General features: G+C 71.8%; 21 protein-coding genes. 15 read left to right on the top strand and 6 right to left on the bottom strand.

What is annotated here, in order from left to right; all coding sequences use genetic code 11:
* Positions 1 to 10 precede the first annotated feature (10 nt).
* The 6 genes from H295_RS0124425 to H295_RS0124450 all read left to right on the top strand — a co-directional run bounded on the left by H295_RS0124425 (position 11) and on the right by H295_RS0124450 (position 8,475).
* Positions 11 to 1,129 (top strand): sensor histidine kinase, encoded by a 1,119-nt coding sequence (locus H295_RS0124425; RefSeq protein WP_028809702.1) that lies wholly within the window; start codon positions 11 to 13, stop codon positions 1,127 to 1,129.
* Positions 1,130 to 1,434: 305 nt separating this feature from the next.
* Positions 1,435 to 2,556 (top strand): phenylalanine--tRNA ligase subunit alpha, encoded by a 1,122-nt coding sequence (gene pheS / locus H295_RS0124430; RefSeq protein WP_020137985.1) that lies wholly within the window; start codon positions 1,435 to 1,437, stop codon positions 2,554 to 2,556.
* Entirely contained in the window at positions 2,556 to 5,054 is a 2,499-nt protein-coding gene (pheT, locus tag H295_RS0124435; protein WP_020137986.1) for a phenylalanine--tRNA ligase subunit beta, read from the top strand. Before pheS ends, pheT begins: the two co-directional genes overlap by 1 nt.
* A gap of 191 nt (positions 5,055 to 5,245) precedes the next feature.
* A complete protein-coding gene (locus tag H295_RS0124440; RefSeq protein ID WP_028809703.1) occupies positions 5,246 to 6,292 on the top strand; it encodes a PP2C family protein-serine/threonine phosphatase in 1,047 nt (348 codons plus the stop codon).
* A 221-nt stretch (positions 6,293 to 6,513) separates the two neighbouring features.
* Complete coding sequence (locus H295_RS0124445; protein WP_020137988.1) at positions 6,514 to 7,854, top strand: hypothetical protein; 1,341 nt, start codon at positions 6,514 to 6,516, stop codon at positions 7,852 to 7,854.
* A 75-nt stretch (positions 7,855 to 7,929) separates the two neighbouring features.
* Positions 7,930 to 8,475 carry an NUDIX hydrolase gene (locus tag H295_RS0124450; protein WP_028809704.1) on the top strand — a complete coding sequence of 182 codons (546 nt, stop codon included), beginning with the start codon at positions 7,930 to 7,932 and terminating at the stop codon, positions 8,473 to 8,475.
* 25 nt (positions 8,476 to 8,500) lie between these two features.
* Here H295_RS0124450 and H295_RS0124455 read toward each other — a convergent pair whose 3' ends face one another.
* Complete coding sequence (locus H295_RS0124455) at positions 8,501 to 8,758, bottom strand: hypothetical protein (protein WP_020137990.1); 258 nt, start codon at positions 8,756 to 8,758, stop codon at positions 8,501 to 8,503.
* A 231-nt stretch (positions 8,759 to 8,989) separates the two neighbouring features.
* Complete coding sequence (locus H295_RS0124460; RefSeq protein WP_020137991.1) at positions 8,990 to 9,865, bottom strand: 3-hydroxybutyryl-CoA dehydrogenase; 876 nt, start codon at positions 9,863 to 9,865, stop codon at positions 8,990 to 8,992.
* Positions 9,866 to 10,047: 182 nt separating this feature from the next.
* Here H295_RS0124460 and H295_RS0124465 point away from each other — a divergent pair, with 182 nt between their 5' ends.
* On the top strand, positions 10,048 to 11,274 hold the full coding sequence (locus tag H295_RS0124465; protein WP_028809705.1) for a glycoside hydrolase family 10 protein: 1,227 nt from the start codon (positions 10,048 to 10,050) through the stop codon (positions 11,272 to 11,274).
* A gap of 1 nt (position 11,275) precedes the next feature.
* Here the strand turns inward: H295_RS0124465 and H295_RS0124470 are convergent, their stop codons facing one another.
* A complete protein-coding gene (locus H295_RS0124470; RefSeq protein WP_020137993.1) occupies positions 11,276 to 11,476 on the bottom strand; it encodes a DUF1918 domain-containing protein in 201 nt (66 codons plus the stop codon).
* A gap of 87 nt (positions 11,477 to 11,563) precedes the next feature.
* Positions 11,564 to 12,475: a DMT family transporter gene (locus tag H295_RS0124475; protein WP_028809745.1), complete on the bottom strand. Its 912-nt coding sequence runs from the start codon at positions 12,473 to 12,475 to the stop codon at positions 11,564 to 11,566.
* Between H295_RS0124475 and H295_RS0124480 the strand changes: the two genes are divergently transcribed.
* The 3 genes from H295_RS0124480 (at position 12,474) to H295_RS0124490 (ending at position 15,125) form a co-directional block, all read left to right on the top strand.
* Positions 12,474 to 13,928, top strand: a complete 1,455-nt coding sequence (locus H295_RS0124480) for a PLP-dependent aminotransferase family protein (RefSeq protein WP_043217902.1) — start codon at positions 12,474 to 12,476, stop codon at positions 13,926 to 13,928. The genes H295_RS0124475 and H295_RS0124480 overlap by 2 nt on opposite strands.
* A gap of 86 nt (positions 13,929 to 14,014) precedes the next feature.
* Positions 14,015 to 14,452 (top strand): GNAT family N-acetyltransferase, encoded by a 438-nt coding sequence (locus H295_RS0124485; protein WP_020137996.1) that lies wholly within the window; start codon positions 14,015 to 14,017, stop codon positions 14,450 to 14,452.
* Positions 14,453 to 14,531: 79 nt separating this feature from the next.
* Complete coding sequence (locus H295_RS0124490) at positions 14,532 to 15,125, top strand: histidine phosphatase family protein (protein WP_020137997.1); 594 nt, start codon at positions 14,532 to 14,534, stop codon at positions 15,123 to 15,125.
* Between the two features lie 24 nt (positions 15,126 to 15,149).
* Here H295_RS0124490 and H295_RS0124495 read toward each other — a convergent pair whose 3' ends face one another.
* Together H295_RS0124495 and H295_RS0124500 are read right to left on the bottom strand one after the other, a co-directional pair.
* The gene (locus tag H295_RS0124495) at positions 15,150 to 15,602 is read right to left on the bottom strand and encodes a DUF6314 family protein (protein WP_028809707.1); all 453 of its coding nucleotides are present in this window, start codon (positions 15,600 to 15,602) and stop codon (positions 15,150 to 15,152) included.
* A 167-nt stretch (positions 15,603 to 15,769) separates the two neighbouring features.
* The gene (locus H295_RS0124500; RefSeq protein ID WP_020137999.1) at positions 15,770 to 16,207 is read right to left on the bottom strand and encodes a carboxymuconolactone decarboxylase family protein; all 438 of its coding nucleotides are present in this window, start codon (positions 16,205 to 16,207) and stop codon (positions 15,770 to 15,772) included.
* A gap of 182 nt (positions 16,208 to 16,389) precedes the next feature.
* Here H295_RS0124500 and H295_RS0124505 point away from each other — a divergent pair, with 182 nt between their 5' ends.
* The 5 genes from H295_RS0124505 to H295_RS0124525 are packed head-to-tail and all read left to right on the top strand — an operon-like array spanning position 16,390 to position 23,304.
* Positions 16,390 to 18,990, top strand: a complete 2,601-nt coding sequence (locus H295_RS0124505; protein ID WP_020138000.1) for a YfhO family protein — start codon at positions 16,390 to 16,392, stop codon at positions 18,988 to 18,990.
* Positions 18,991 to 19,035: 45 nt separating this feature from the next.
* Positions 19,036 to 20,064, top strand: a complete 1,029-nt coding sequence (gene argC, locus H295_RS0124510) for an N-acetyl-gamma-glutamyl-phosphate reductase (RefSeq protein WP_020138001.1) — start codon at positions 19,036 to 19,038, stop codon at positions 20,062 to 20,064.
* A complete protein-coding gene (gene argJ, locus H295_RS0124515; protein ID WP_020138002.1) occupies positions 20,061 to 21,212 on the top strand; it encodes a bifunctional glutamate N-acetyltransferase/amino-acid acetyltransferase ArgJ in 1,152 nt (383 codons plus the stop codon). The genes argC and argJ overlap by 4 nt, the downstream gene beginning before the upstream one ends.
* On the top strand, positions 21,209 to 22,120 hold the full coding sequence (argB, locus tag H295_RS0124520) for an acetylglutamate kinase (RefSeq protein ID WP_043217905.1): 912 nt from the start codon (positions 21,209 to 21,211) through the stop codon (positions 22,118 to 22,120). The genes argJ and argB overlap by 4 nt, the downstream gene beginning before the upstream one ends.
* Positions 22,117 to 23,304: an acetylornithine transaminase gene (locus tag H295_RS0124525; protein ID WP_020138004.1), complete on the top strand. Its 1,188-nt coding sequence runs from the start codon at positions 22,117 to 22,119 to the stop codon at positions 23,302 to 23,304. The genes argB and H295_RS0124525 overlap by 4 nt, the downstream gene beginning before the upstream one ends.
* Positions 23,305 to 23,316: the final 12 nt, after the last annotated feature.

The following is a 23,316-nucleotide window of genomic DNA, read 5'->3' on the forward strand; positions in this document are numbered from 1 at the left end:
GGGTGCGGGGATGAGTGTCGGCACGAGGAGCGCGCAAGGCGTGTCCGAGGCCAGCGCCGGTGGTCTCGTCGATCTCGGCATCGACCCCGACCAGCTGCCCGACGGGCTGGTCGTCGCGGACGAGCAGGGCCGGGTGATCTGCTTCAACGCCGCCGCGGCCCGCATCACCGCCCTCCCCGCCGAGGACGCCCTCGGACAGCGGCTGGAGAAGGCCCTCCCCTTAGAGGACCTGGAGGGGCGACGCTGGTGGCAGCTGACCGATCCCTACGGTGGCCTCGCCATCCGCAGGCGGCAGCCCGAGCGCAACCTCCTGCTACCTGGCGGCCGTGAGGTCCTGGTCTGCGCGCAGTACGTGCGCACCGAGCCCACCGGACCCGTCCACCGGGTCGTCGTGACCCTCAGGGACACCGAGGCCCGCCGCCGCACCGAACGCAGCCACGCCGAACTCATCGCCACCGTGGCCCACGAGCTGCGCTCCCCGCTCACCTCCGTCAAGGGCTTCACCGCGACCCTCCTGGCCAAGTGGGAGAGGTTCACCGACGACCAGAAACGGCTGATGCTGGAGACCGTCGACGCGGACGCCGACCGGGTCACCCGGCTCATCGCCGAGCTGCTCGACATCTCCCGCATCGACTCCGGGCGCCTCGAGGTGCGTCGCCAGCCCGTCGACATCGGCGCCGCCGTCGGCCGCCACATCCAGGCCTACGTCGCCGCGGGCCTCGCCGCCGACCGGTTCCTGCTGCGCCTGGAACAGCCGCTGCCCATGCTCTGGGCCGACCCCGACAAGATCGACCAGGTGCTCAGCAACCTGCTGGAAAATGCGGTGCGGCACGGCGAGGGAACCGTCACGATTGACATCACGCCCACGGCGTCCCCCCGGGAAGGGGAGGACACCGGTACGTCGGTCACGGTGAGCGACGAGGGCCCCGGCATCCCGGAGGAGTCCATGAACCGCGTCTTCACCCGCTTCTGGCGGGGCAGCAAGCGCGGTGGCACCGGACTCGGGCTGTACATCGTCAAGGGCATCGTCGAGGCCCACGGCGGCACCATCACGGTCGGCCGCGCCCCCGAGGGCGGCGCGGAGTTCCGATTTACGTTGCCCGTGAGCGCTCCGGCCTATCTCACCTGAGATCCCCCCGAGCCGCCCGCGGGCGCATTCGTACAGCCGGGGGCTGCTCTCGGACCGGGCGCCCGGCGTGCGACGCCTGGCACCGCACCTCGCCGCGTTGCCGCAAGCCCCTAGTAGCTCCGCTACGAGGACCTTCCGGCGCCTTGCCATGCACGGCACCAGACGCCCCACGCTGATCGGACGCCCAGTCCGAGAGCAGCCCCCAACCCCGTTAGACTCGGCCTTTGGCACCCATGTGTCCTGCACACGGCCCTCTGCGCCGCTCACGGGGACCATCCGCCAGCCAACCGGAAGCACGGGAAGAGATGTCGGCACCGAATAAGTCGTACGACCCGGTAGAGGTCGAGGCCTTGAAACCGGAAGAGATCGAGCGCATGCGGGACGAGGCGCTCGCCGCCTTCGCCGCCGCGGACTCGCTCGACGCGCTCCAGGAGGCCAAGGTCGCCCACACCGGCGGTACCTCCCCGCTGGCCCTCGCCAACCGCGAGATCGGCGCCCTGCCCCCGCACGCCAAGGCCGCCGCCGGCAAGCTCGTCGGCCAGGCCCGGGGCGCGGTGAACAAGGCCCTCGCCGGACGCCAGTCCGAGCTGGAGGCCGAGCGGGACCAGCGCGTGCTGGTCGAGGAGGCGGTGGACGTCACGCTGCCGTACGACCGCGTACCGGCCGGCGCCCGCCACCCGCTCACCACCCTCTCCGAGCGCATCGAGGACGTCTTCGTGGCCATGGGCTACGAGGTCGCCGAGGGCCCGCAGGTCGAGGCCGAGTGGTTCAACTTCGACGCGCTGAACATCGGCCCGGACCACCCGGCCCGCGGTGAGCAGGACACCTTCTTCGTCCAGGGCCCCGAGGGCGGCACCGAGTCCGGTGTCGTGCTGCGCACCCACACCTCGCCCGTGCAGATCCGCTCGCTGCTCTCCCGTGAGCTGCCGGTCTACGTGATCTGCCCCGGCGTCGTCTACCGCACCGACGAGCTGGACGCCACGCACACCCCGGTCTTCCGCCAGGTCGAGCTGCTGGCCGTCGACGAGGGCCTGACCATGGCCGACCTCAAGGGCACCCTGGACCACATGGTCCAGGCACTGTTCGGCGAGGGCATGAAGACCCGGCTGCGCCCGAACTTCTTCCCCTTCACCGAGCCGTCCGCCGAGATGGACATGGTCTGCTACGTCTGCCGCGGCGAGTCCGTCGGCAACCCGGACCGCCCCTGCCGTACCTGCTCCTCCGAGGGCTGGATCGAGCTCGGCGGCTGCGGGATGGTCAACCCCAAGGTGCTCACCGCGTGCGGCGTGGACCCGGAGAAGTACAGCGGCTTCGCCTTCGGGTTCGGCATCGAGCGGATGCTGATGTTCCGCCACAACGTCGAGGACATGCGAGACATGGTCGAGGGTGACGTCCGGTTCACCCGGCCGTTCGGGATGGAGATCTGATGCGGGTCCCGCTTTCTTGGCTGCGGGAGTACGTCGACCTGCCGGCGACCGAAACCGGCCGTGACGTCCAGGCCAAGCTCGTTTCCGCGGGTCTCGAGGTCGAGACCGTCGAGCACCTCGGCGCCGACCTCAAAGGCCCCCTGGTCGTCGGCCAGGTCCTGACCATCGAGGAGCTGGAGGGCTTCAAGAAGCCGATCCGCTTCTGCACGGTCGACGTCGGCCAGGCCAACGGCACCGGCGAGCCCCAGGAGATCGTCTGCGGCGCCCGGAACTTCTCCGTCGGCGACAAGGTCGTGGTCGTGCTCCCGGGGGCCACGCTGCCCGGCGGGTTCTCGATCTCCGCCCGCAAGACGTACGGCAAGACCTCCCACGGCATGATCTGCTCCGGCGACGAGCTGGGCATGGGCGACGACGGCAGCCACGGCATCATCGTGCTGCCCCCGGAGACCGAGGTCGGCAAGGACGCCATCGAGCTCCTGGAGCTCGTCGACGAGGTCCTGGACATCGCCGTCACCGCCAACCGCGGCGACTGCCTGTCCATCCGGGGCGTGGCCCGCGAGGCCGCCATCGCCTACGGCCTGCCGCTGAGCGACCCCGCGCTGCTCGACGTGCCCGGCCCGAACGCCTACGGCTACCCGGTCGAGGTCTCCGACCCGCTCGGCTGCGACCGCTTCACCGCGCGCACCGTCACCGGTCTGAGCCCCGAGGCGCGCTCGCCGATCTGGCTCCAGCGCCGGCTCCAGAAGGTCGGCATGCGCCCGATCTCGCTGGCCGTCGACGTCACCAACTACGTGATGATGGAGCTCGGTCAGCCGCTGCACGCCTACGACCGCTCCCTGGTCCAGGGCACCATCGGCGTCCGCCGGGCCACCGAGGGCGAGCAGATCAAGACCCTCGACGGCGTCGAGCGCACGCTGCACGCCGAGGACCTGGTCATCACCGACGAGCGCGGCCCGATCGGCCTCGCCGGCGTGATGGGCGGCGCCAACACCGAGATCGCCGACCACACCGAGTCCGAGGGCACGACCGACGTCGTCATCGAGGCCGCGCACTTCGACGCCGTCGCCATCGCGCGTACGGCCCGTCGCCACAAGCTGTCCTCCGAGGCGTCCCGGCGCTTCGAGCGCGGTGTCGACCCGCAGGCCGCCGCCGCTGCCGCGCAGCGCACGGTCGACCTGCTGGTCCTCCTCGCGGGCGGCACCGCCGAGGCCGGTGTCACCGAGGTCGTCGCCCCGTCGGCCCCGCACACCATCGCCGTCCCGGCGGACCACCCGGACAAGGTCGCGGGCGTCTCCTACGGCCGCGAGACCGTCGTACGGCGGCTCCAGGAGGTCGGCTGCGACGTGTACGGGCAGGACGAGCTGATCGTCACCGTGCCGTCCTGGCGTCCCGACCTCCAGGAGATCAACGACCTGGCCGAAGAGGTCATCCGTCTGGAGGGCTACGAGAACCTGCCCTCCACGCTGCCCAGGCCCCCCGCGGGCCGCGGCCTGACCCAGCGCCAGCGGCTGCACCGCCGGGTGGGCCGGGTGCTGGCCGGTGCCGGGTACGTCGAGGCGCCGAACTACCCCTTCCTCGGCGAGCAGGTCTTCGACCAGCTGCTGCTGGACGCGGACGACCCGAAGCGCCGGGTCGTGAAGCTGACCAACCCGCTCAACGACGAGGAGCCCGCGCTCCGTACGTCCCTGCTGCCGGGCCTGTTCGGGGCGCTGCGCCGCAACGACGGGCGCGGCTCGCACGATCTGGCGCTGTTCGAGACGGGGCTGGTCTTCCTGCCGCGCGAGGAGCAGAAGATCGCCGCGGTGCTGCCGGTGGACCGGCGTCCCACCGACGAGGAGATCGCCGAGCTGGACGCCGCGCTGCCCGAGCAGCCTCGCCATGTGGCCGTGGTGCTCGCCGGTGCGCGCGAGCAGGCCGGCTGGTGGGGCAAGGGCCGTCCGGCCGACTGGGCCGACGCGGTCGAGGCGGCACGGGTCGTCGCCCGCGAGGCCGGGGCCGAACTGGTCGTCCGCGGTGGGCAGTACGGGCCGTGGCACCCGGGCCGGTGCGCCGAGCTCGTGGTCGGCGACACCGTCGTCGGTCACGCCGGTGAACTGCACCCGCGGGTCGTGAAGGCGTTCGGGCTGCCCGCGCGCACGTCGGCGATGGAGCTGGACCTGGACGCCCTGGAGGCGGCCGGCGACGACACCCCGCAGGCGCCGCGCATCTCCACGTTCCCGGTGGCCACGCAGGATGTCGCGCTCGTCGTGGACAAGTTCGTGCCGCATGCCGAGGTCGAGGCGGCGCTGCGTGACGGTGCGGGTGAACTCCTCGAGGGGATCCGGCTGTTCGACGTGTACGAGAACGAGGAGCAGCTGGGCGACGGGAAGAAGTCGCTGGCCTATGCGCTTCGGTTCAGGGCCGGTGACCGGACTCTGACCGTTGATGAGGCTTCGGCGGCTCGGGATGCGGCGGTTGCCCTTGCTGGGGAGCGGACCGGGGCAGTTCTGAGGGCCTGAGCGCCGTGGGGGCTGCTGGGGTCTGGCGGCTGCGGCTGCGCCCCGGCACCCCCCATATCTGGTCACCTCACTCGATAGGGTGAGTTCTGCTGGTGATCTGGTCCTTTTGGTCCACGCGCTCGACAGAATCGGACCGGCCTTTCGAGGCCGGTCCGATTGCGTGTGCAGGGCCTAGTTGGGGGGCCATCGGCATGATGCGCTTCAAGGCTGCGGTTCCCCGGCGGGGATTGCTGCGCCGTGTGCTCTCGATGGGGCTGCCCACCATGTGGGGTGCCGTCGCGATCACCTACAAACTGACCTGCCCGCTCGCCCAGGAGAACGGCCTCGGGGCGCGGGTCGCCACCAGCGCCGTGTTCTTCGCCGTGGGCACCGGGCTGATCGTCCACGTCCGACGCGCCCTGCTCCGCGAACTGCGACAGGCCCGGCAGATCGCGGGTGCCGCCCAGAGCGCGCTGCTGCGGCCGCTGCCCCCGCGCGTCGACGGCCTCACCGTCGCAGCCGCCCAGCTGTCCGCCGACCGGGGCGCCACCATCGGCGGCGACCTGTACGAGGTCGTCGCCACCGAACACGGCGTACGGGTCGTCATGGGCGACGTCCGCGGCCACGGCCTCGCCGCCATCGGTACGGCGGCCGCGGTCCTCGGCAGCTTCCGCGAGGCCGTCCACGACGAACCCGACCTCGGCGGAGTGCTCCGCAGGCTGGACCGCGCACTCGCCCGCCACCTCCGCGACCGAGCCGAGCGGGACGGCACGGCCGCGGAGGACTTCGTGACCGTGCTGATGCTGGAGATCGGACGGGACGGTGAGCTCAGGGCGCTGAACTGCGGTCACCCGTGGCCGTACCTGCTCAGCGGGTCGGTGGTCGAGCCGCTCTCCTGCGCGGACCCGATGCCGCCCCTGGGACCGTTTCCCCTGCCCGCCGACTTATCGGGCCTCCAGTGCGGCCACCTGCTGCCGGGCGAGACCCTGATCCTGCACACGGACGGCGCGGAGGATGCCAGGGACGCCGGTGGCCGGTTCTTTTCGCTGCGTGAAGCGCTCGGTGGCTCTGTCGGGAAACCCCCTCAAGCCGTGCTCGGCAGGGTCTTCACGGCGCTGCTGGACCACACGGCCGGCAAACCGAAGGACGACGTGGCCTTACTGGTACTGCAGAACGACCGTCAACGCCAACCCACCCCAGGGGCGCGGGGAACTGCGCGACCAGCCACCACGCACCCGCAGCCGACCACGCACCTCTAGCCGCACCCGAGATGTCGCACCGTCAAGCCGCCGGCCAGGCCACCGCACTGTACGAGGGGGAGCCGGCGGCCCGGCCGAGGCCTCTTGCGAGGCATTTCAGTCAACCGGCTCGAAACTCTCCGCAACAGTGCGCACACCCTGCGGATTCGCGCACTCCGATCACACCCCGTGTGAAGGCGGACCCACTAATCTGACGGCACCGAGCCACCCGGGGGGCATTCATGCAGCCCAACACTCTGCTCGACGCGATCCTGGACGAAGCCGGGATCTCGCACGCGGGGCTTGCCGCACATGTGAACCAGGCCGGGAGGGCACGCGGCCTCGCACTCAGGTACGAACACACCGCCGTGGCGCGGTGGTTGAAGGGCCAGCGCCCGCGGGGCCAGGTGCCCGACCTGATCTGCGAGGTGCTCGCCGGCCGGCTCCGACGCCCCGTCACCCTCGACGACATCGGCCTCGGCGTGCCCGGTGAGCCCTCCGCCCCGCACGGCACCTCCCTGTCCGGCTTCGTGGAGCGGGCCACCGCCCTGTGGCGCTCCGACGAACAGCAGCGCCCGCACATCCTGGGCGCCCCCGCCGTCACCGGCACCCCGGCGGTGATGCCGGTGTGGGAGTGGGAGAACCCGCCCGAGGACGTCGACGTCTCCCGCGGCGGCCGGCACCGGGTCACCCGCGCCGACATCGAGATGCTGCGCGCGGCCCGCACCCACTACGAGCAGATGTACCGCAAGGCCGGCGGGGTGGCGACCCGGAGCCGGATCGTCGGCTTCCTCAACGCCGAGGCGGCCCCGCTGCTGCGCGGCAGCTACACCGACGAGACGGGCCGCCAACTGCACCGCGCCACCGGCGGGTTGGTGGCCGTCGCCGGCATCTGCGCCTACGACTCCGACGCCCACGGTCTCGCCCAGCGCTACTTCCACCAGGCCCTCCGGCTCGCCAAGGCCAGCGGCGACCGCGGGCTCGGCGCCTATGTCATCGCGCTGCTGGTCAACCAGTCCCTGTTCATGCGGGAGTACCGTCAGGCCGTCGCCTTCGCCGAGGCCGCGCTCCGGGCCGCCGGCAAGCACATCACCCCCGCGCTCGCCTGCGACCTCTACGCGATGCAGGCCAAGGCGTACGCCCACCTCGGCGACGGCACGACCGCGCTGTCCTGCATCCGGCGGGCCGAGCAGGCCGCCGAACGCATCCGGCGCGGATACGAACCCGACGAGACCGGCTATGTCCAGCCGGGACTCGTCAACGTCCAGGTGGCGGAGGCGCTTCTCAGTCTCGGTGAACTCGCGGCCGCCGCCGCGCACGCCGCGGCCGCCGTCGACAACCCGGCCCACGACCGGGGCCGGGTGCACCGGCTCGCGATGCTCAGCACGATCGAACTGCGCCAGGGCAACGCCGACAAAGCGGTGGCCACCGCCGTGCAGATGGCGGAGCAGGCGCGGGGAATGGAGTCCCAGCGCCTGCGCGACAGACTCAGAGCGGTCCGTGAGCACCTGGTCCGGAGCGGCTGCGCGGGCACGTCCGAGGCAGCCGAACTGATCGACGGCGCACTGCGCGTGCCCCTGTAGGTCGGCACGCGGACGCCGACACCCCACAGTCCCTGCTGCGATATTGCCACTTACTCGACGGAAGGTGGCAGAACCGTGCAGTGGACGAAACAGAACGAACAAACTGTGTATGAAAACCGCTGGTTCAGCGTCAATCTCGCCGATGTCGCCCTACCGGACGGGCGGCACCTCGATCACTTCCTGATACGGCTGAGGCCGGTCGCGGTCGCCACGGTGGTGAACGAGGCCAACGAGGTCCTGCTGCTGTGGCGGCACCGCTTCATCACCGACAGCTGGGGCTGGGAGCTCGCCGCGGGCGTGGTCGAGGACGGTGAGGACATCGCCGTCGCGGCCGCCAGGGAACTCGAGGAAGAGACCGGCTGGCGGCCGGGGCCGCTCCAGCACCTGATGAGCGTGGAGCCCTCCAACGGGCTCACCGACGCCGTGCACCACATCTACTGGGCCGACGAGGGCGAGTACATCGGGTACCCCGTGGACGACTTCGAGTCGGACCGCCGGGAATGGGTCCCGCTGAAGCTCGTTCCCGACATGGTCGCCCGTGGGGAGGTCCCGGCCGCCAACATGGCGGCCGCGTTACTGCTGTTGCACCATCTGAGGCTCGGTCAGGACATCCTGTCCTGATCCCCCACCCGGCCGGCCCGACGCGTCAGTGTCCGAAGGCCTGCCAGATCGCCACGACGAGGGCGCCCACGGCGGTGACCGCCGCGACCGCGGGGAGCGGCCAGCGGGCGTGCTCCAGGGCGATGATCCGTGCGCTCAGATCGTCGATCTCCTTGTCCGTCTCCTTCGTACGATGACTGAGAAGGGCGAGGCCGCCCTCGACACGTGCGTACGCGACGTCGAGGCGACGTCGTAACTCTGCGAGTTCTCCATGGACCACGGGATGCTCCGGTTCGGCGGTCACAGGTCCGCTCCTTTCCGTAGTCGTCACATCCCTTGCATGCGCATCAAGAGTCAACTCGCCTGGTGGGTGCGTGGGGAGAGTGTGCGAGGGGCATATGCGGGCCCGGGGCGCACACGGTGTGTGAATGACACGGGCCCGGCGCTCCGAGGAGAGCCGGGCCCGTGGCCGTAGCACTGTGTCATCGGCACCCTGGAACGGACAGGGTGCCGGTCGTTCGCAGGTGATACGGGGTCAGCCGTAGGTGTAGAAGCCCGAGCCGGACTTGCGGCCCAGCCGGCCCGCGTCGACCATGCGCTGGAGCAGCGGGGGAGCGGCGTACAGCGGCTCCTTGTACTCCTCGTACATCGAGAAGGCGACCGAGGCGACGGTGTCCAGGCCGATCAGGTCGGACAGCTTCAGCGGACCCATCGGGTGGGCGCAGCCGAGCTCCATGCCGTTGTCGATGTCCTCGCGGCTCGCGATGCCCGACTCGAACATCCGGATCGCGGACAGCAGGTACGGGATCAGCAGCGCGTTGACCACGAAGCCGGAGCGGTCCTGGGCGCGGATGGCGTGCTTGCCGAGGAGCTTCTCGGCGAAGGCCTGGGCGCGGGCAAGGGTGCCCTCGGAGGTGGTGAGCGCCGGGATCAGCTCGACGAGCTTCTGCACCGGGGCCGGGTTGAAGAAGTGGATGCCGACGACCTGGTCGGGCCGCGAGGTGGCCACCGCCAGCTTCACCAGCGGGATGGAGGAGGTGTTGGAGGCCAGGATGGCGTCCGGGCGGGTCACCACCTGGTCGAGCACCTGGAAGATCTCGGTCTTCACCTGCTCGTTCTCCACCACGGCCTCGATGACGAGGTCCCGGTCCGCGAACTCGCCGAGGTCGGTGGTGAAGGAGAGCCGGGCCTGGGTGGCGGCCAGCTCGTCCGCGCTGATCTTGCCGCGTTCGGCGGCCTTGGTGAGGGAGTTGAACAGCCGGGTGCGGCCGATCTCCAGGGCCTCGCCGGTGGTCTCGGCGACCTTCACGTCCAGACCGGCGCGGGCGCACACCTCGGCGATGCCCGCCCCCATCTGGCCGCAGCCCACCACTCCGACGCGCGCGATGTCTCCCGCCGGGAAGTCCGTCACTTCGTCCCTTTCGCTGGTCTTCGCCTGCCGGCAGGTTCGCCGTGGTCCGGCTCCTGCTCCGTTCGAGCACGTTACTCCCAAGTATCGATGATCGATCACCTGGGGCGGTCATCCGTCGGGCATTCTGGGGCGCTGAGACGATCCGTGACCGAGCGGATCCATGGTGTTGGGGGAGTGTGCACATGGGACGTCTGTCGCGCCGGGCCTTCGCGCTGGCCGCGTTGTCGACCCTTACGACGGCCTCGGGAGCCGCGGCCGCGCCACGGCGTCCATGGTGGCTGCCGACCGAGATGCGGGGCGTGTGGCTGGCCACCGTGTCCAACCGGGACTGGCCGTCCAGCCCGGGGCTGACCGCCGCACAGCAGCGCGCCGAGCTGATCGCCCACCTCGACCGGGCCGCGGCGGACCGTCTGAACACGGTGATCCTCCAGGTACGGCCCACCGCCGACGCCCTGTGGCCCTCGCCCTACGAGCCCTGGTCGCAGTACCTCACCGGGACGCAGGGCAAGAACCCCGGCTGGGACCCGCTGGGCACGGCCGTCACCGAGGCGCACCGGCGGGGCCTGCAACTGCACGCCTGGTTCAACCCGTACCGCGTCGCCAACCACACGGACCCGACCAGGCTCGCCGCCTCCCACCCGGCCCGCAAGCACCCGGACTGGGTGGTGCCGTACGGCGGGAAGCTCTACTACAACCCCGGGCTGCCCGAGGTGCGCGCCTTCGTCGAGAACGCGATCCTCGACGCGGTCCGCAAGTACCCCGTGGACGCCGTCCACTTCGACGACTACTTCTACCCGTACCCGGTGGCCGGCCAGACCTTCGACGACGACGCGGCCTACGACCGCTACGGCGGCGCCTTCGCCAACCGGGCCGCCTGGCGGCGCGACAACATCGACAGACTGGTCCGGGAGACGGCCGCGGCCGTCCGGCGGATCCGGCCCACCGCCCAGTTCGGCATCAGCCCGTTCGGGGTCTGGCGCAACGCCGCCACCGACCCGCTCGGCTCGGACACGCGCGCGGGGGTGCAGTCGTACGACGACAACTTCGCGGACACCCGCAAGTGGGTCCGTGAGGGCTGGATCGACTACCTGGTGCCGCAGCTCTACTGGAACACCGGGTTCGCCGCCGCCGACTACGCCAAGCTGGTGCCCTGGTGGGCGGAGCAGGCCCGCGGGAGCAGGACCAAGCTGTACCTGGGCGAGGCCCTCTACAAGGCGGGGGATCCGGCGCAGCCCGCTGCCTGGCAGGACCCCGCGGAGCTGTCCCGGCACCTCACGCTCGCGCGGCAGTACGCACAGGTGCGCGGACATGTCTTCTTCGCCGCGCGCGAGGTCGCCTCCGACCCGATCGGGGCGATGGCCCGCGTGGTGGCCGACCACTACCAGGTGCCGGCGGTGCCACCGCGCTGAATCAGCGGCCGGTCCGGTGCAGGCGGTGCCTGATCTCGGTGTCGGGACCCGGTGAGCACACTCCCTCGTGCCCGTCCTCGAAGCGGACGCGGTACGGGGGGTTGCCCTCCTGCCCCATCACCTCGACGATCTCGCCGACCTTGTCCTGCTGTCCGACCACCCTGCCGTGCTGGACGAGCTGGTCGCCCACGGTTGCGCGCATCAGCCGTGCCTCCTCACCGAGCAAGCGGTGCGTGTGGCCTGATTTTACGGCGCGAGGACCCACCGGGAACCGGCGCGTACCCGCCCCTCAGCCCCGCGCCCGCTGGGTGACCGCGATGCACACCAGCACCGCCGCGGCCGTCAGCGGGGCGGCCACCGTCAGGTGCTCGCCGAGCAGCAGCACCGACCACACCAGTGTGAGCAGGGGCTGGGCAAGCTGCAACTGGCTGGCCTTGGGGATGCCGATCGCCGCCATGCCCCGGTACCAGACGACCAGGCCGAGGAACTGCGAGCCCGCCGCCACCCACAGCAGCCCGGCCACGCTGTGCGCGGTGAGGTGCACGGGCTCGTGGGACAGCGCGAGCGCCGCCGCGGGCACACTGACCGGCAGGCACAGCACCAGCGCCCAGGCGATGACCTGCCAGCCGGGCATGGTCCTGGCCAGCCGGCCGCCCTCGGTGTAGCCGGCCGCGCACACCAGCAGCGCGGCGAAGAGATACAGGTCGGCGGTGGTCAGGGCGCCGCCGCTCTGCTGCACGGTGAAGGCCACCACCGCGGCCGCGCCGGCGAGCGCCGCCGCCCAGAAGGTCCGCGAGGGCCGGGTGCCGACGCGCAGGGCGGACAGCAGCGCGGTCGTCAGGGGGAGCAGTCCGACCACGACGGCCGCGTGTGCGGTGGTCGACGTCCGGAGGGCCAGCGTGGTCAGCAGCGGGAACCCGACGACCACCCCGGCCGCGACGACCGCGAGCCCGGTCCAGTGCGCGCGAACCGGCAGCGGGATCCGCAGCGCCAGCAGACAGCCGCCCGCGACGAGTGCCGCGAGAACGCTGCGCACCGCGACCAGGGACCAGGGCCCGAACCCCTCCAGACCCCACGCGGTGGCGGGGAAGGTGAGGGAGAACGCGGCGACCCCGAGGGCGGCCTGGACGGTGCCGAAGGTCCTCGCGGGGGTGGGAACCGCTATCCCGGTCGGGGCAGTAGCGCTACTCTGTACTCTCATGCAAGAGCGTAGCAGCGTCGATGAACTGGCGGAACAGCTGAGAAGAGAGCTGGACCGCTACTCGCCTGGTGGAAAGCTCCCGTCGAGCCGGGCCCTCGTCGACCGCTTCCGGGTCAGCCCCGTGACCGTCTCCCGGGCCCTCGCCCAGCTCGCCGCCGAGGGGCTGGTGGTGACCCGCCCCGGCGCCGGTGCCTTCCGTGCGCGGGCCCGTACGGCCGCCACCGCGACCGGGGACACCTCCTGGCAGGAGGTCGCGCTGAGCGCGGACGGCGCCGCCGACCTCGTACCGCGCTCCGTCGACGCGTCCGGCGTCCTGGTGTCGCTGGCCGCTCCGCCGCCCGGGGTGATCGAGTTCAACGGCGGCTATCTGCACCCCTCCCTCCAGCCCGAGCGCGCGATGTCCGCGGCCCTGGCCCGCGCGGGCCGCCGCCCCGGCGCCTGGGGCCGACCCCCCACCGAGGGACTGCCGGACCTGCGTGAGTGGTTCGCGCGCACCATCGGCGGAGCCGTCACCGCGGCCGAGGTGCTGATCACCGCGGGCGGCCAGTCCGCGCTCACGACCGCCCTGCGCGCGCTGGCCCCGCCCGGCGCCCCCGTCCTGGTCGAGTCGCCCACCTACCCCGGCATGCTGGCGATCGCCCGCTCGGCGGGTCTGCGCCCGGTCCCCGTCCCCGTGGACCCGGACGGGGTGCGACCGGACCTGCTCGCCGACGCGTTCCGGGCGACCGGCGCCCGGGTCTTCGTCTGCCAGCCGCTCTTCCAGAACCCGACCGGCGCGGTGCTGGCCCCCGAGCGCCGCGCCGAGGTGCTGCGGATCGCCCGCGAGGCCGGCGCGTTCGTCGTCGAGGACGACTTCGTACGTCGCCTGGTGCACGAGGACGCCGGTCCGCTGCCGCGCCCGCTGGCCGCCGACGACCCCGACGGAGTCGTGGTCCACGTCAGCTCGCTGACCAAGGCGACCTCGCCGAGCTTCCGGGTCAGCGCCCTGGCCGCGCGCGGACCGGTGCTCCAGCGCCTGCGAGCGATCCAGATCGTCGACACCTTCTTCGTGCCCCGCCCGCTCCAGGAGGCGGCCCTGGAACTCGTCGGCTCCCCGGCCTGGCCCCGCCATCTGCGGTCGATCTCGGCCGAGTTGAAGTCCCGCCGCGACACCATGACCACCGCGCTCCGGCTGGAGCTCCCCGACCTGGCCCTCCCGCACGTCCCGTCGGGCGGCTACCACCTGTGGCTGCGGCTGCCCGACGGCACGGCCGAGACCGCTCTGACGACGGCCGCGCTGCGCGCGGGCGTGGCGATCACCCCGGGCCGCCCCTACTTCAGCGCCGAACCCCCGGCCGGACACCTCCGTCTGAGCTTCGCCGCGGTGGCGGGTCCCCAGGAGATCCAGGAGGGCGTACGACGGCTCCGCACGGCCTGCGAGGAGGTCCTCCAGCCGCGCGGGGCCGGAGCGTGAGGGGGTGGGCGGGGCGGATTGGGCACCCTCTCCCGGATGCGGAAAACCGTTCGACGCCGGAAGCCCTGACCTGGGAATCTCCTGGCATGACCGACATACCGCCCCTCGCCCCGGGCTACGAGATCTCCACCGACCCCGAGCGCCTCGACGCCGACCTGGTGCACCACTGGCTGTCCACCGACGCGTACTGGGCGATCGGGCGACCGAGGGAGAAGCAGGACCGGGCGATCGCCGGGTCGCTCAACTTCGGGGTGTACGACACGGCTTCGGGCGAGCAGGTGGCCTACGCGCGCGTGGTCACCGACATGGCCACCTTCGCCTGGCTCTGCGATGTCTACGTGGACCGTGCCGTACGCGGCAAGGGGATCGGCGTGGCGCTCGTCGGAGCCGTGCGGGAGCATCTGCGGCCCTACGGCCCGAGGCGGATCATGCTCGCCACGCAGGACGCGCACGGCGTGTACGAGAAGCTCGGATTCGCCCCGCTTGCCCAGCCGGACATCTGGATGGTGCTGACCGATCTGTGACCGTGGGCCCGCGGGCACCCAGGGTAAATCCCGGGTAACGCCTCTTGACCTGCGCACTTCAGCGGCTCACGATCGCCGCATGCAACTTCGGGTCACGTTCGTCGCCGCCGCGCGCAGCTCCTCGCTGCTCACCGAGCGGTTCGAGGACGACCGTCCGCTCGACCAGGCCGGCTGGGACCAGGTGCTGGCCGTGGCACCCGACCTGCTGCCGCTCGCGGCGGCCGAGCTGCGGTACTGCTCGCCCACGCCCCGCAGCCGTGCCACCGGAGACGCCCTCGGGTACGCACCCCTCGTCCAGCTCGCCCTGCGGGACTGTGACATGGGGCGCTGGCGCGGGCTGACCCTCGGCGAGGCGATGGCCCGCGAGCCGGAGTCCGTGGACGCCTGGCTCGCCGACCCGCGGTCCACCCCGCACGGCGGCGAGTCGCTGCTCGAGTTCGTCGCCCGGGTGGGGGAGTGGCTCGACACCCGGCCGATGGAGGACGGCGGCCGGGTCGTCGCCGTCGCCGAGCCGGCCGTGGTCCGGGCCGCGCTGGTGTACGTCCTGAAGGCGCCGCCGTCGACGTTCTGGAACATCGACGTCCGCCCCCTGTCGGCCATCACGGTGACCGGCCGCGCCGGCCGCTGGAACCTCCGCTTCGAAGGGGTCTCGGAACGGCACACGCGCGTGTAGGCGGCAATTCGCGGTACCGGGTCGTCAATGCGTTCCGTCCCCGCGCGTGTACTCCGTCCTCAGGACCAGGTCCTTCGCCGGGCCGCCGACCCGCCACACCGTGCGCCAGTGCTCGGGGTCCAGGACGGTGAACTCGCCGCGGTACAGGTCCGCCGCGCAGGGGTGGTCGGCGACATGGCGGCCGGAGCTCAGGTCCAGGTCGTGGAAGGGCCGTCCGTCGGAGAAGCGGACGTCCGCCGTGCCCGGTGTCGTGCCCGGCAGGAACCGGAGCGTCCGTTCGGCGGGGCGCGGCACGCCCTGCCAGACGAAGGTGCCCGACTCCCGGGACAGCAGTCCGCCGCCCTCAAGTCGGCAGAAAGCGGTGGTGCCGGAGAACGTGCCCTCCGCCCCGCTCGCCAGGTCCCGCACGGTCCGCTCGGTCCGCCACTCCCCGGCCAGATAGGCCAGCACGTCCGGCACCGGCCAGAACCCGCCCATGCGCCCCTCGCTTCCGATCACTTCCGACACTTTTCGGTACCGCGCGACTCGTTGACGCTCCGGAATCGAGACGTCGACGCCGGTCGCCCCGGCGCGGTCCACCTTCGACAGTGTCGCCGGGACGTTCACGTACACCTTCCCGGCGAACTCGGTCACCTTCCTCAGGATCAGGCAGAGGCAGCCGACGGGTCGGTGGGCTGCTGTCCGACGGGCAGCAGCCCCCGCTCGGCGAACACCTTCTTCGCCACGGCCATGGCGTTCAGGGCCCTGGGAAAGCCGCAGTAGCCGGCCGACTGCAACAGCGCCTCGGCGATCTGCTCGGGGGTCAGGCCCACGTTCAGGGCCGTGTGGACGTGCACCTCCAGCTGGGTCTCGCAGCCGCCCAGCGCGGTGAGCATGCCCAGCGTGACCAACTGCCGGTCCCGGGGCACGAGTTGCGGCCGCGAGTAGATCTCCCCGAACCCCCAGGCGACCAACTGGTGCCCCATCTCCGGGCTGATGTCGGCGAGCGCGTCGACGACCAGCTGTCCCACCTCGGGATTGACGCTGCCCAGCATCTCCAGGCCCCGTGCGAAGCGCTCCTCGCGGGTGGTGCTCTCGCTCATGTCAGCTCCTTCTGTCCGTACGGTCCCCTCGGCCTCCGTCGCCTGCGGGTCGTACGGAATTCACTTCACCGCCATCGGCGGTCGGACAACCAACCGTATGCACCCCCGGTCTGAATCGGTGCAGCAACAACGCACGGGGCGAACGCCCCGGACGGGGGCTTGAATTGACCAGTACACACGGCGTGCGACCGACCGTCCCGCCGGAACCGAGGACCGCGGACGAGCACCCAGGGGAGCGGCCGCCGCCCGGACCGGGACAGGCCGCCCTGCTCGCGGCCGCGCTCACCGTCGTCGTGCTCTGCGCCGCCGACGCCGTCGCGCGCAGCTACCCCTTCGGTCCGCGCACCCGGAACGTCAGCGACCTCGGCAACCAGTACGTGCCCTTCCACGCGCACCTGTGGGACCTGCTCCACGGGCGCGGCAGCGGCGGACTCCTCGTCAACTGGCAGTCGGGATACGGCGCCGGCTTCCTGCCCGACCTCGGGACCTACCTCACCAGCCCGTTCGCCTTGCTCGTTGCGGTGTTCCCGAAGGACCGGATCGACCTCGCGGTGTACGTGATCACCGTGCTGAAGATCGCGTGTGCCGCGGCCGCCATGACCTGGCTGCTGCTGCGGCTGCGCCCCGGGCGCTGGTGGGCGGCCGGCCTGCTGGGGGCGTCGTACGCCCTGTGCGGCTGGACCGTGGCGACCGCGTCGTACAACCTCATGTGGCTCGACGGACTGATCGCCCTGCCGCTGCTCTGCCTGGTCGGCGAGTGGGTGCTGAACGGCCGGCGCCCCCTGCTCGGGGTGCTGGTCGTCACGGCCGCCTGGACCGCCAACTTCTACACCGCGTACATGGCCACGCTCGCCGCCGCCCTGGTGTTCCTGCTGCGGCTGTGCCTGGCAGGCCTCCCGGCCCGCCGCGGGCTGACCGCCGCGGGCCGGGCCGCGCTCACCTTCGTCCTCGGCATCGGCCTGGCCGCACCCCTGGTCAGCGTCGTGTACTTCGGCAGCGCGCACGCCTCCCCGGGCCGCTTCACGCAGTTCGCCCGGGTGGACACCGAGGACCTGCTGGCCCGTCTGCTGCCGACGACGTACAGCTTCGGCTCCCCGGCGCTCTTCGTCGGCACCACGGCCCTGCTGCTCGCCCTCGCACTGCCCTTCCACCGGGCGGCCCCCCGCCGGGTGCGGGCCGGGTGGACGCTGCTGGTCGTCGCGGTGACCCTGTCGATGCAGTGGGAGCCCACCCATCTGCTCTGGCACGCCTTCGCCGCCCCGCAGGGCAGCTCGTACCGCCAGACCTTCGTGGTGTGCGCCCTGCTGGTGATCGCCGCCTGGCACTCCCTGTCGTACGGCCCCCCGGACCGCCGGGCACTGGCGGCGGCGGCCGGACTGCTCGCGCTCGTCGCGGTCGTGGCGAGCGGCAGCCACCTGGTGCGCTTCTTCGCCTGGCCCGTCTTCCTGACGGCGTTCGTGGGCGCGCTGCTCGGGCTGCTCCTGCTCGGCCGACGGCGCCCCCTCCTGCGCACGGCCCCCGCCGCGCTCGCCGCCGTGCTGCTCATCGGCACGCTGGCCGGCGAGGCCACCGCCACCTCCGCCGTGGCCACCCGGATGCGGCTCGGGCACATGGACGACTACGCCCCGTGGGGGGACCGGCAGCAGGAGCAGGCGGACGCGATCGCCCGGGCCGACGGCTGGCCCCGCTACCGCACCGACCCGGGCCGGGAACAGACCGTCGGCAACGACCCGCTGGAGGTCGGCGGCCAGGGCGCCCAGTACTACAGCAGCCACACCTCCGCCGTGCTCAGCAGCACGCTCACCGCCCTCGGGTACGGCTGGACCTCGGGCGGGCGCAGCCTCCAGAGCCTCGACAACGCGGTCACCGACGCGATCTTCTCCGTGGGCGCCCGGGTGCACTCCCCGCCCGACCCGCACCAGAACTGGTTCCCGCAGGACGGCAGCGGGGTGACCGTGACCAGGGAGGACGTACCGCCCCTGGTGACCGTACGGCCGTCCCCCGCGACCGGCGCCTTCGGTCCGTCGCCGTACCGCAACCAGGAACTCCTGCTCGGCGCCCGCGTCTACACCGTGCCCCGCGTCACCGTCCTGAACGGCGCCGGGAGGCGGGCGGACCGCAGTACGGACCGGCGCCGGGGCGTGCGCGTGGGAGGGCGGGCGACGCTCACCGCCCGGTGCCCCGCGGGCGACGAGCTCTACCTCTGGGCGCCGCACTTCGCGGGCACCGCACAGCTCGTCGGCCCCACCGCCGCCGGCCTGACCGGCCGGTTCCGCGCCGACTGGCCCGTCACCAAGGTCGCCGCCATGCAGCGCCTCGGCACGGTCCCGGACTCGGGGCGCCTCACCGTCGAACTCTCCCCGTACCGGATGGGTGTCGTGCCGGACCGGGCGATCGGCTGCCTGGACACCGGCCGGCTGCGGTCCGCCGTACGACAGCTCAAGGCCACCGGCGCCACCGGGGTGACCGTCTCCGGCTCCGGGGGCACGATCCACGCGGAGCTTCCGGCGGGCAGCGAGGGGGTCGCGGTCGTCGCGGCGCCCCGGATCGCCGGCTGGCGCTGCGCCACAGGCGGCGCCGATGCCGTGCCCGCGAAGCAGTACCACGGCCTGATCGCCGTACCGCTCGACGGCACGTCGACGAGTGTCACCTGCGACTTCCGTCCCCCGGGGCTGCGGCTCGGCTCGACCGTCGGGGCCGGGGCGCTGGTCTGCCTCCTCGGGATCGGCGCGTTCGGGGTGGTGCGCCGGAGGAGGGGCGTGAGTATGCACGTGGTTGCATAAACGTGCAGCGAAACGTATAGTCATGCCATCCAGGAGGAGGATGACATGGCGGTACGTGCGGCAGTGGCCGGAGCGAGCGGATACGCGGGCGGTGAGGTCCTGCGGCTGCTTCTGGCGCACCCCGAGGTCGAGATCGGTGCCCTGACCGGCAACTCCAACGCCGGACAGCGGCTCGGCTCGCTCCAGCCCCACCTGCTGCCGCTCGCCGACCGCGTGCTCCAGGAGACCACCGCCGACGCCCTCGCCGGCCACGACGTCGTCTTCCTCGCCCTGCCGCACGGCCAGTCCGCCGCCGTCGCCGAACAGCTCGGCCCGGACGTCCTCGTCGTCGACATGGGCGCCGACTTCCGGCTGAAGGACGCGGCGGACTGGGAGAAGTTCTACGGCTCCGCGCACGCCGGCACCTGGCCCTACGGCCTCCCCGAACTGCCGGGTGCCCGCACCGCGCTGGAGGGGTCCAAGCGCATCGCGGTCCCCGGCTGCTACCCCACCGCCGTCACCCTCGCCCTCTTCCCGGCCTACGCCGCCGGCATCGCCGAGGACCAGGCCGTGATCGTCGCCGCCTCCGGCACCTCCGGCGCGGGCAAGGCGCCGAAGCCGAACCTGCTGGGCAGCGAGGTCATGGGCTCCATGTCGCCGTACGGCGTGGGCGGCGGCCACCGGCACACGCCCGAGGTGATCCAGAACCTCAGCGCGGTGGCAGGCGCGAAGGTCTCCGTCTCCTTCACGCCGACCCTCGCGCCGATGCCCCGCGGCATCCTCGCCACGTGCAGTGCCGCCGCCAGGCCCGGCGTGACCGCGGAGGGCGTCCGGGCCGTCTACGAGAAGGCCTTCGCCGACGAACCCTTCGTCCACCTGCTCCCCGAGGGCCAGTGGCCCGCGACGGCGTCCGTCTACGGTTCGAACGGCGTTCAGGTACAGGTCGCCCTCGACGAGGCCGTGGGCCGCATCATCGCGATCAGCGCCATCGACAACCTGACCAAGGGCACCGCAGGCGGTGCCGTCCAGAGCATGAACATCGCCCTCGGACTCCCCGAGGAGCTCGGTCTTTCCACGATCGGAGTCGCACCGTGAGCGTCACGGCAGCCAAGGGATTCCAGGCGGCGGGCATCGCCGCCGGAATCAAGGAGAACGGCAACCCGGACCTGGCCCTCGTGGTCAACACCGGGCCCCGCCGCGCCGCCGCCGGCGTCTTCACCTCCAACCGTGTGAAGGCCGCGCCGGTGGTGTGGTCGGAACAGGTCCTCAAGGACGGCCAGTTGACGGCCGTCGTCCTCAACTCCGGCGGTGCCAACGCCTGTACGGGCCCGAAGGGCTTCCAGGACACCCACGCCACCGCCGAGAAGGTCGCCGAGGTCCTCGGCATCGGCGCCATCGAGGTCGCCGTCGCCTCCACCGGGCTCATCGGCATGCTGCTCCCGATGGACAAGCTGCTGCCGGGAGTTGAAGCAGCGGCCGCGTCCTTGAGCGAGCACGGCGGCGAGAAGGCCGCGATCGCCATCAAGACCACCGACAGCGTCCACAAGACGTCCGTCGTCACCCGGGACGGCTGGACCGTCGGCGGCATGGCGAAGGGCGCCGGCATGCTCGCCCCCGGTCTCGCCACCATGCTGGTCGTCCTCACCACGGACGCCGACCTGTCGAGTGACGTACTGGACACGGCACTTCGGGCCGCCACCCGGACCACCTTCGACCGCGTCGACTCCGACGGCTGCATGTCCACCAACGACACCGTGCTGCTGCTCGCCTCCGGCTCCTCCGAAGTCACCCCGGACCACGCGGAGTTCGCGGAGGCCGTACGGCAGGTCTGCGACGACCTCGGCCAGCAGCTCATCCGGGACGCCGAGGGCGCCAGCAAGGACATCAAGGTCGAGGTCGTGAATGCGGCCAGCGAGGACGACGCCGTCGAGGTCGGCCGCTCCATCGCCCGCAACAACCTCCTCAAGTGCGCCATCCACGGCGAGGACCCCAACTGGGGCCGCGTCCTCTCCGCGATCGGCACCACGAAGGCCGCCTTCGAGCCGGACCAGCTGAACGTCGCCATCAACGGCGTCTGGGTCTGCAAGAACGGCGGCGTCGGCGAGGACCGCGACAAGGTCGACATGCGCTACCGCGAGGTGCACATCGTCGCCGACCTCGCGGCCGGCTCCGAGACCGCCACCATCTGGACCAACGACCTCACCGCCGACTACGTCCACGAGAACAGCGCGTACTCGTCATGAGCAATGTGACCCGCAAGCACACCGCGCTCCCCAAGGCCCAGATCCTCATCGAGGCGCTGCCCTGGCTGGTCCGCCACAACGGCAGGACCGTCGTCATCAAGTTCGGCGGCAATGCCATGATCGACGAGGACCTCAAGGCCGCCTTCGCACAGGACGTCGTCTTCCTGCACCACGCCGGGCTCAAGCCGGTCGTCGTGCACGGCGGCGGCCCGCAGATCAGCGCCGCCCTCGACAAGCACGGCATCGTCAGCGAGTTCAAGGCCGGCCTGCGCGTCACCACCGAGGACGCCATGGACGTCGTACGGATGGTGCTGGCCGGGCAGGTGCAGCGCGAGCTGGTGAACCTGCTCAACGAACACGGGCCGCTCGCCGTCGGACTGACCGGCGAGGACGCTCACACCATCACCGCCACCAAGCACCAGCCCGAGATCGACGGCGAGTTGGTCGACATCGGGCGGGTGGGCGAGATCACCGCGATCGACACGGGCGCGATCGAGGCATTGCTCGCCGACGGCCGGATCCCGGTCGTCTCCTCGATCGCCCGGAGCCAGGACGACGGACATGTCTACAACGTCAATGCTGACACGGCGGCTGCGGCACTCGCTGCTGCTCTTGGAGCGGAGACTCTCATGGTCCTCACGGACGTCGAGGGCCTCTATGAGGACTGGCCGCACAGCGACGAGGTGATCAGCCGCCTCACCGCTTCCCAACTGGAGAAACTGCTGCCGGAGTTGAGCTCCGGCATGGTCCCGAAGATGGAGGGCTGCCTGCACGCCGTGCGCAACGGCGTCACCACGGCCCGGGTCATCGACGGGCGGGTCCAGCACTCGATCCTGCTGGAGATCTTCACCGACGAGGGCATCGGCACCATGGTCGTGCCGGACGCGCAGGAGGGGGACGCCGAATGACCGGCAACCAGGAGCTCACCCAGCGGTGGCAGGGCGCGCTCATGAACAACTACGGCACCCCCCGGCTGCCCCTCGTGCGCGGTGCGGGCACCAGGGTCTGGGACAGCGAGGGCAACCAGTACCTCGACTTCGTCGGCGGCATCGCCACCAACGCCCTCGGCCACGCCCACCCCGCGATCGTCGAAGCGGTCAGCAGCCAGATCGCGTCCCTCGGCCACATCTCCAACTTCTTCATGGCGGAGCCCACCGTCGCCCTCGCCGAGCGGCTGCTCCAGCTCTTCGGCCGGGACGGCAAGGTCTTCTTCTGCAACTCCGGCGCCGAGGCCAACGAGGCCGCCTTCAAGATCGGCCGGCTCACCGGACGCGGCCACATGGTCGCGACCGACGGCGGCTTCCACGGCCGGACCATGGGCGCCCTCGCCCTCACCGGCCAGCCGGCCAAGCAGACCCCCTTCCTGCCGCTGCCGGGTGACGTCACCCATGTGCCCTACGGCGACGCGCAGGCCCTGGCCGCCGCGGTCACCGAGGACACCGCCCTCGTCGTCATCGAGCCCGTCCAGGGCGAGAACGGCGTCGTGGTGCCCCCGGCCGGCTACCTCAAGGCGGCCCGGGCGATCACGGCCGCCAAGGGCGCCCTGCTGGTCCTCGACGAGGTGCAGACCGGCATCGGCCGCACCGGGCACTGGTTCGAGTACCAGGCCCACGAAGGCGTGCTGCCGGACGTGGTCACCCTCGCCAAGCAGCTCGGCGGCGGACTGCCGCTCGGCGCGACCGTCGCCTTCGGCCGGACCGCGGAACTCCTCCAGCCGGGCCACCACGGCACGACCTTCGGCGGCAACCCGGTCGCCTGCGCGGCCGGACTCGCCGTCCTCGACACCATCGAGACCGACGGCCTGCTGGAGAACGTCAAGCGGCAGAGCGAGAAGCTGCGGGACGGGATCGAGTCGCTGGGACACCCGCTGGTCGACCATGTCCGGGGTGCGGGACTCCTCCTGGGTATCGTGCTCACCGAGCCGCTGGCACCGCAGGTGCAGAAGGCGGCTCAGGACGCCGGTCTCCTGGTGAACGCGCCCGCCCCCGATGTCGTACGGCTGATGCCGCCGCTGAACCTCGGCGACGACGAAGTGGACGCGCTTCTTCAGGCTCTTCCCGGCATCCTGGGTGCCGCCGAGGGAGACGGATGATCCGGAGAATGA

The sequence above is a fragment of the Streptomyces sp. 351MFTsu5.1 genome, from assembly GCF_000383655.1.
Lineage (GTDB): Bacteria > Actinomycetota > Actinomycetes > Streptomycetales > Streptomycetaceae > Streptomyces > Streptomyces griseorubiginosus.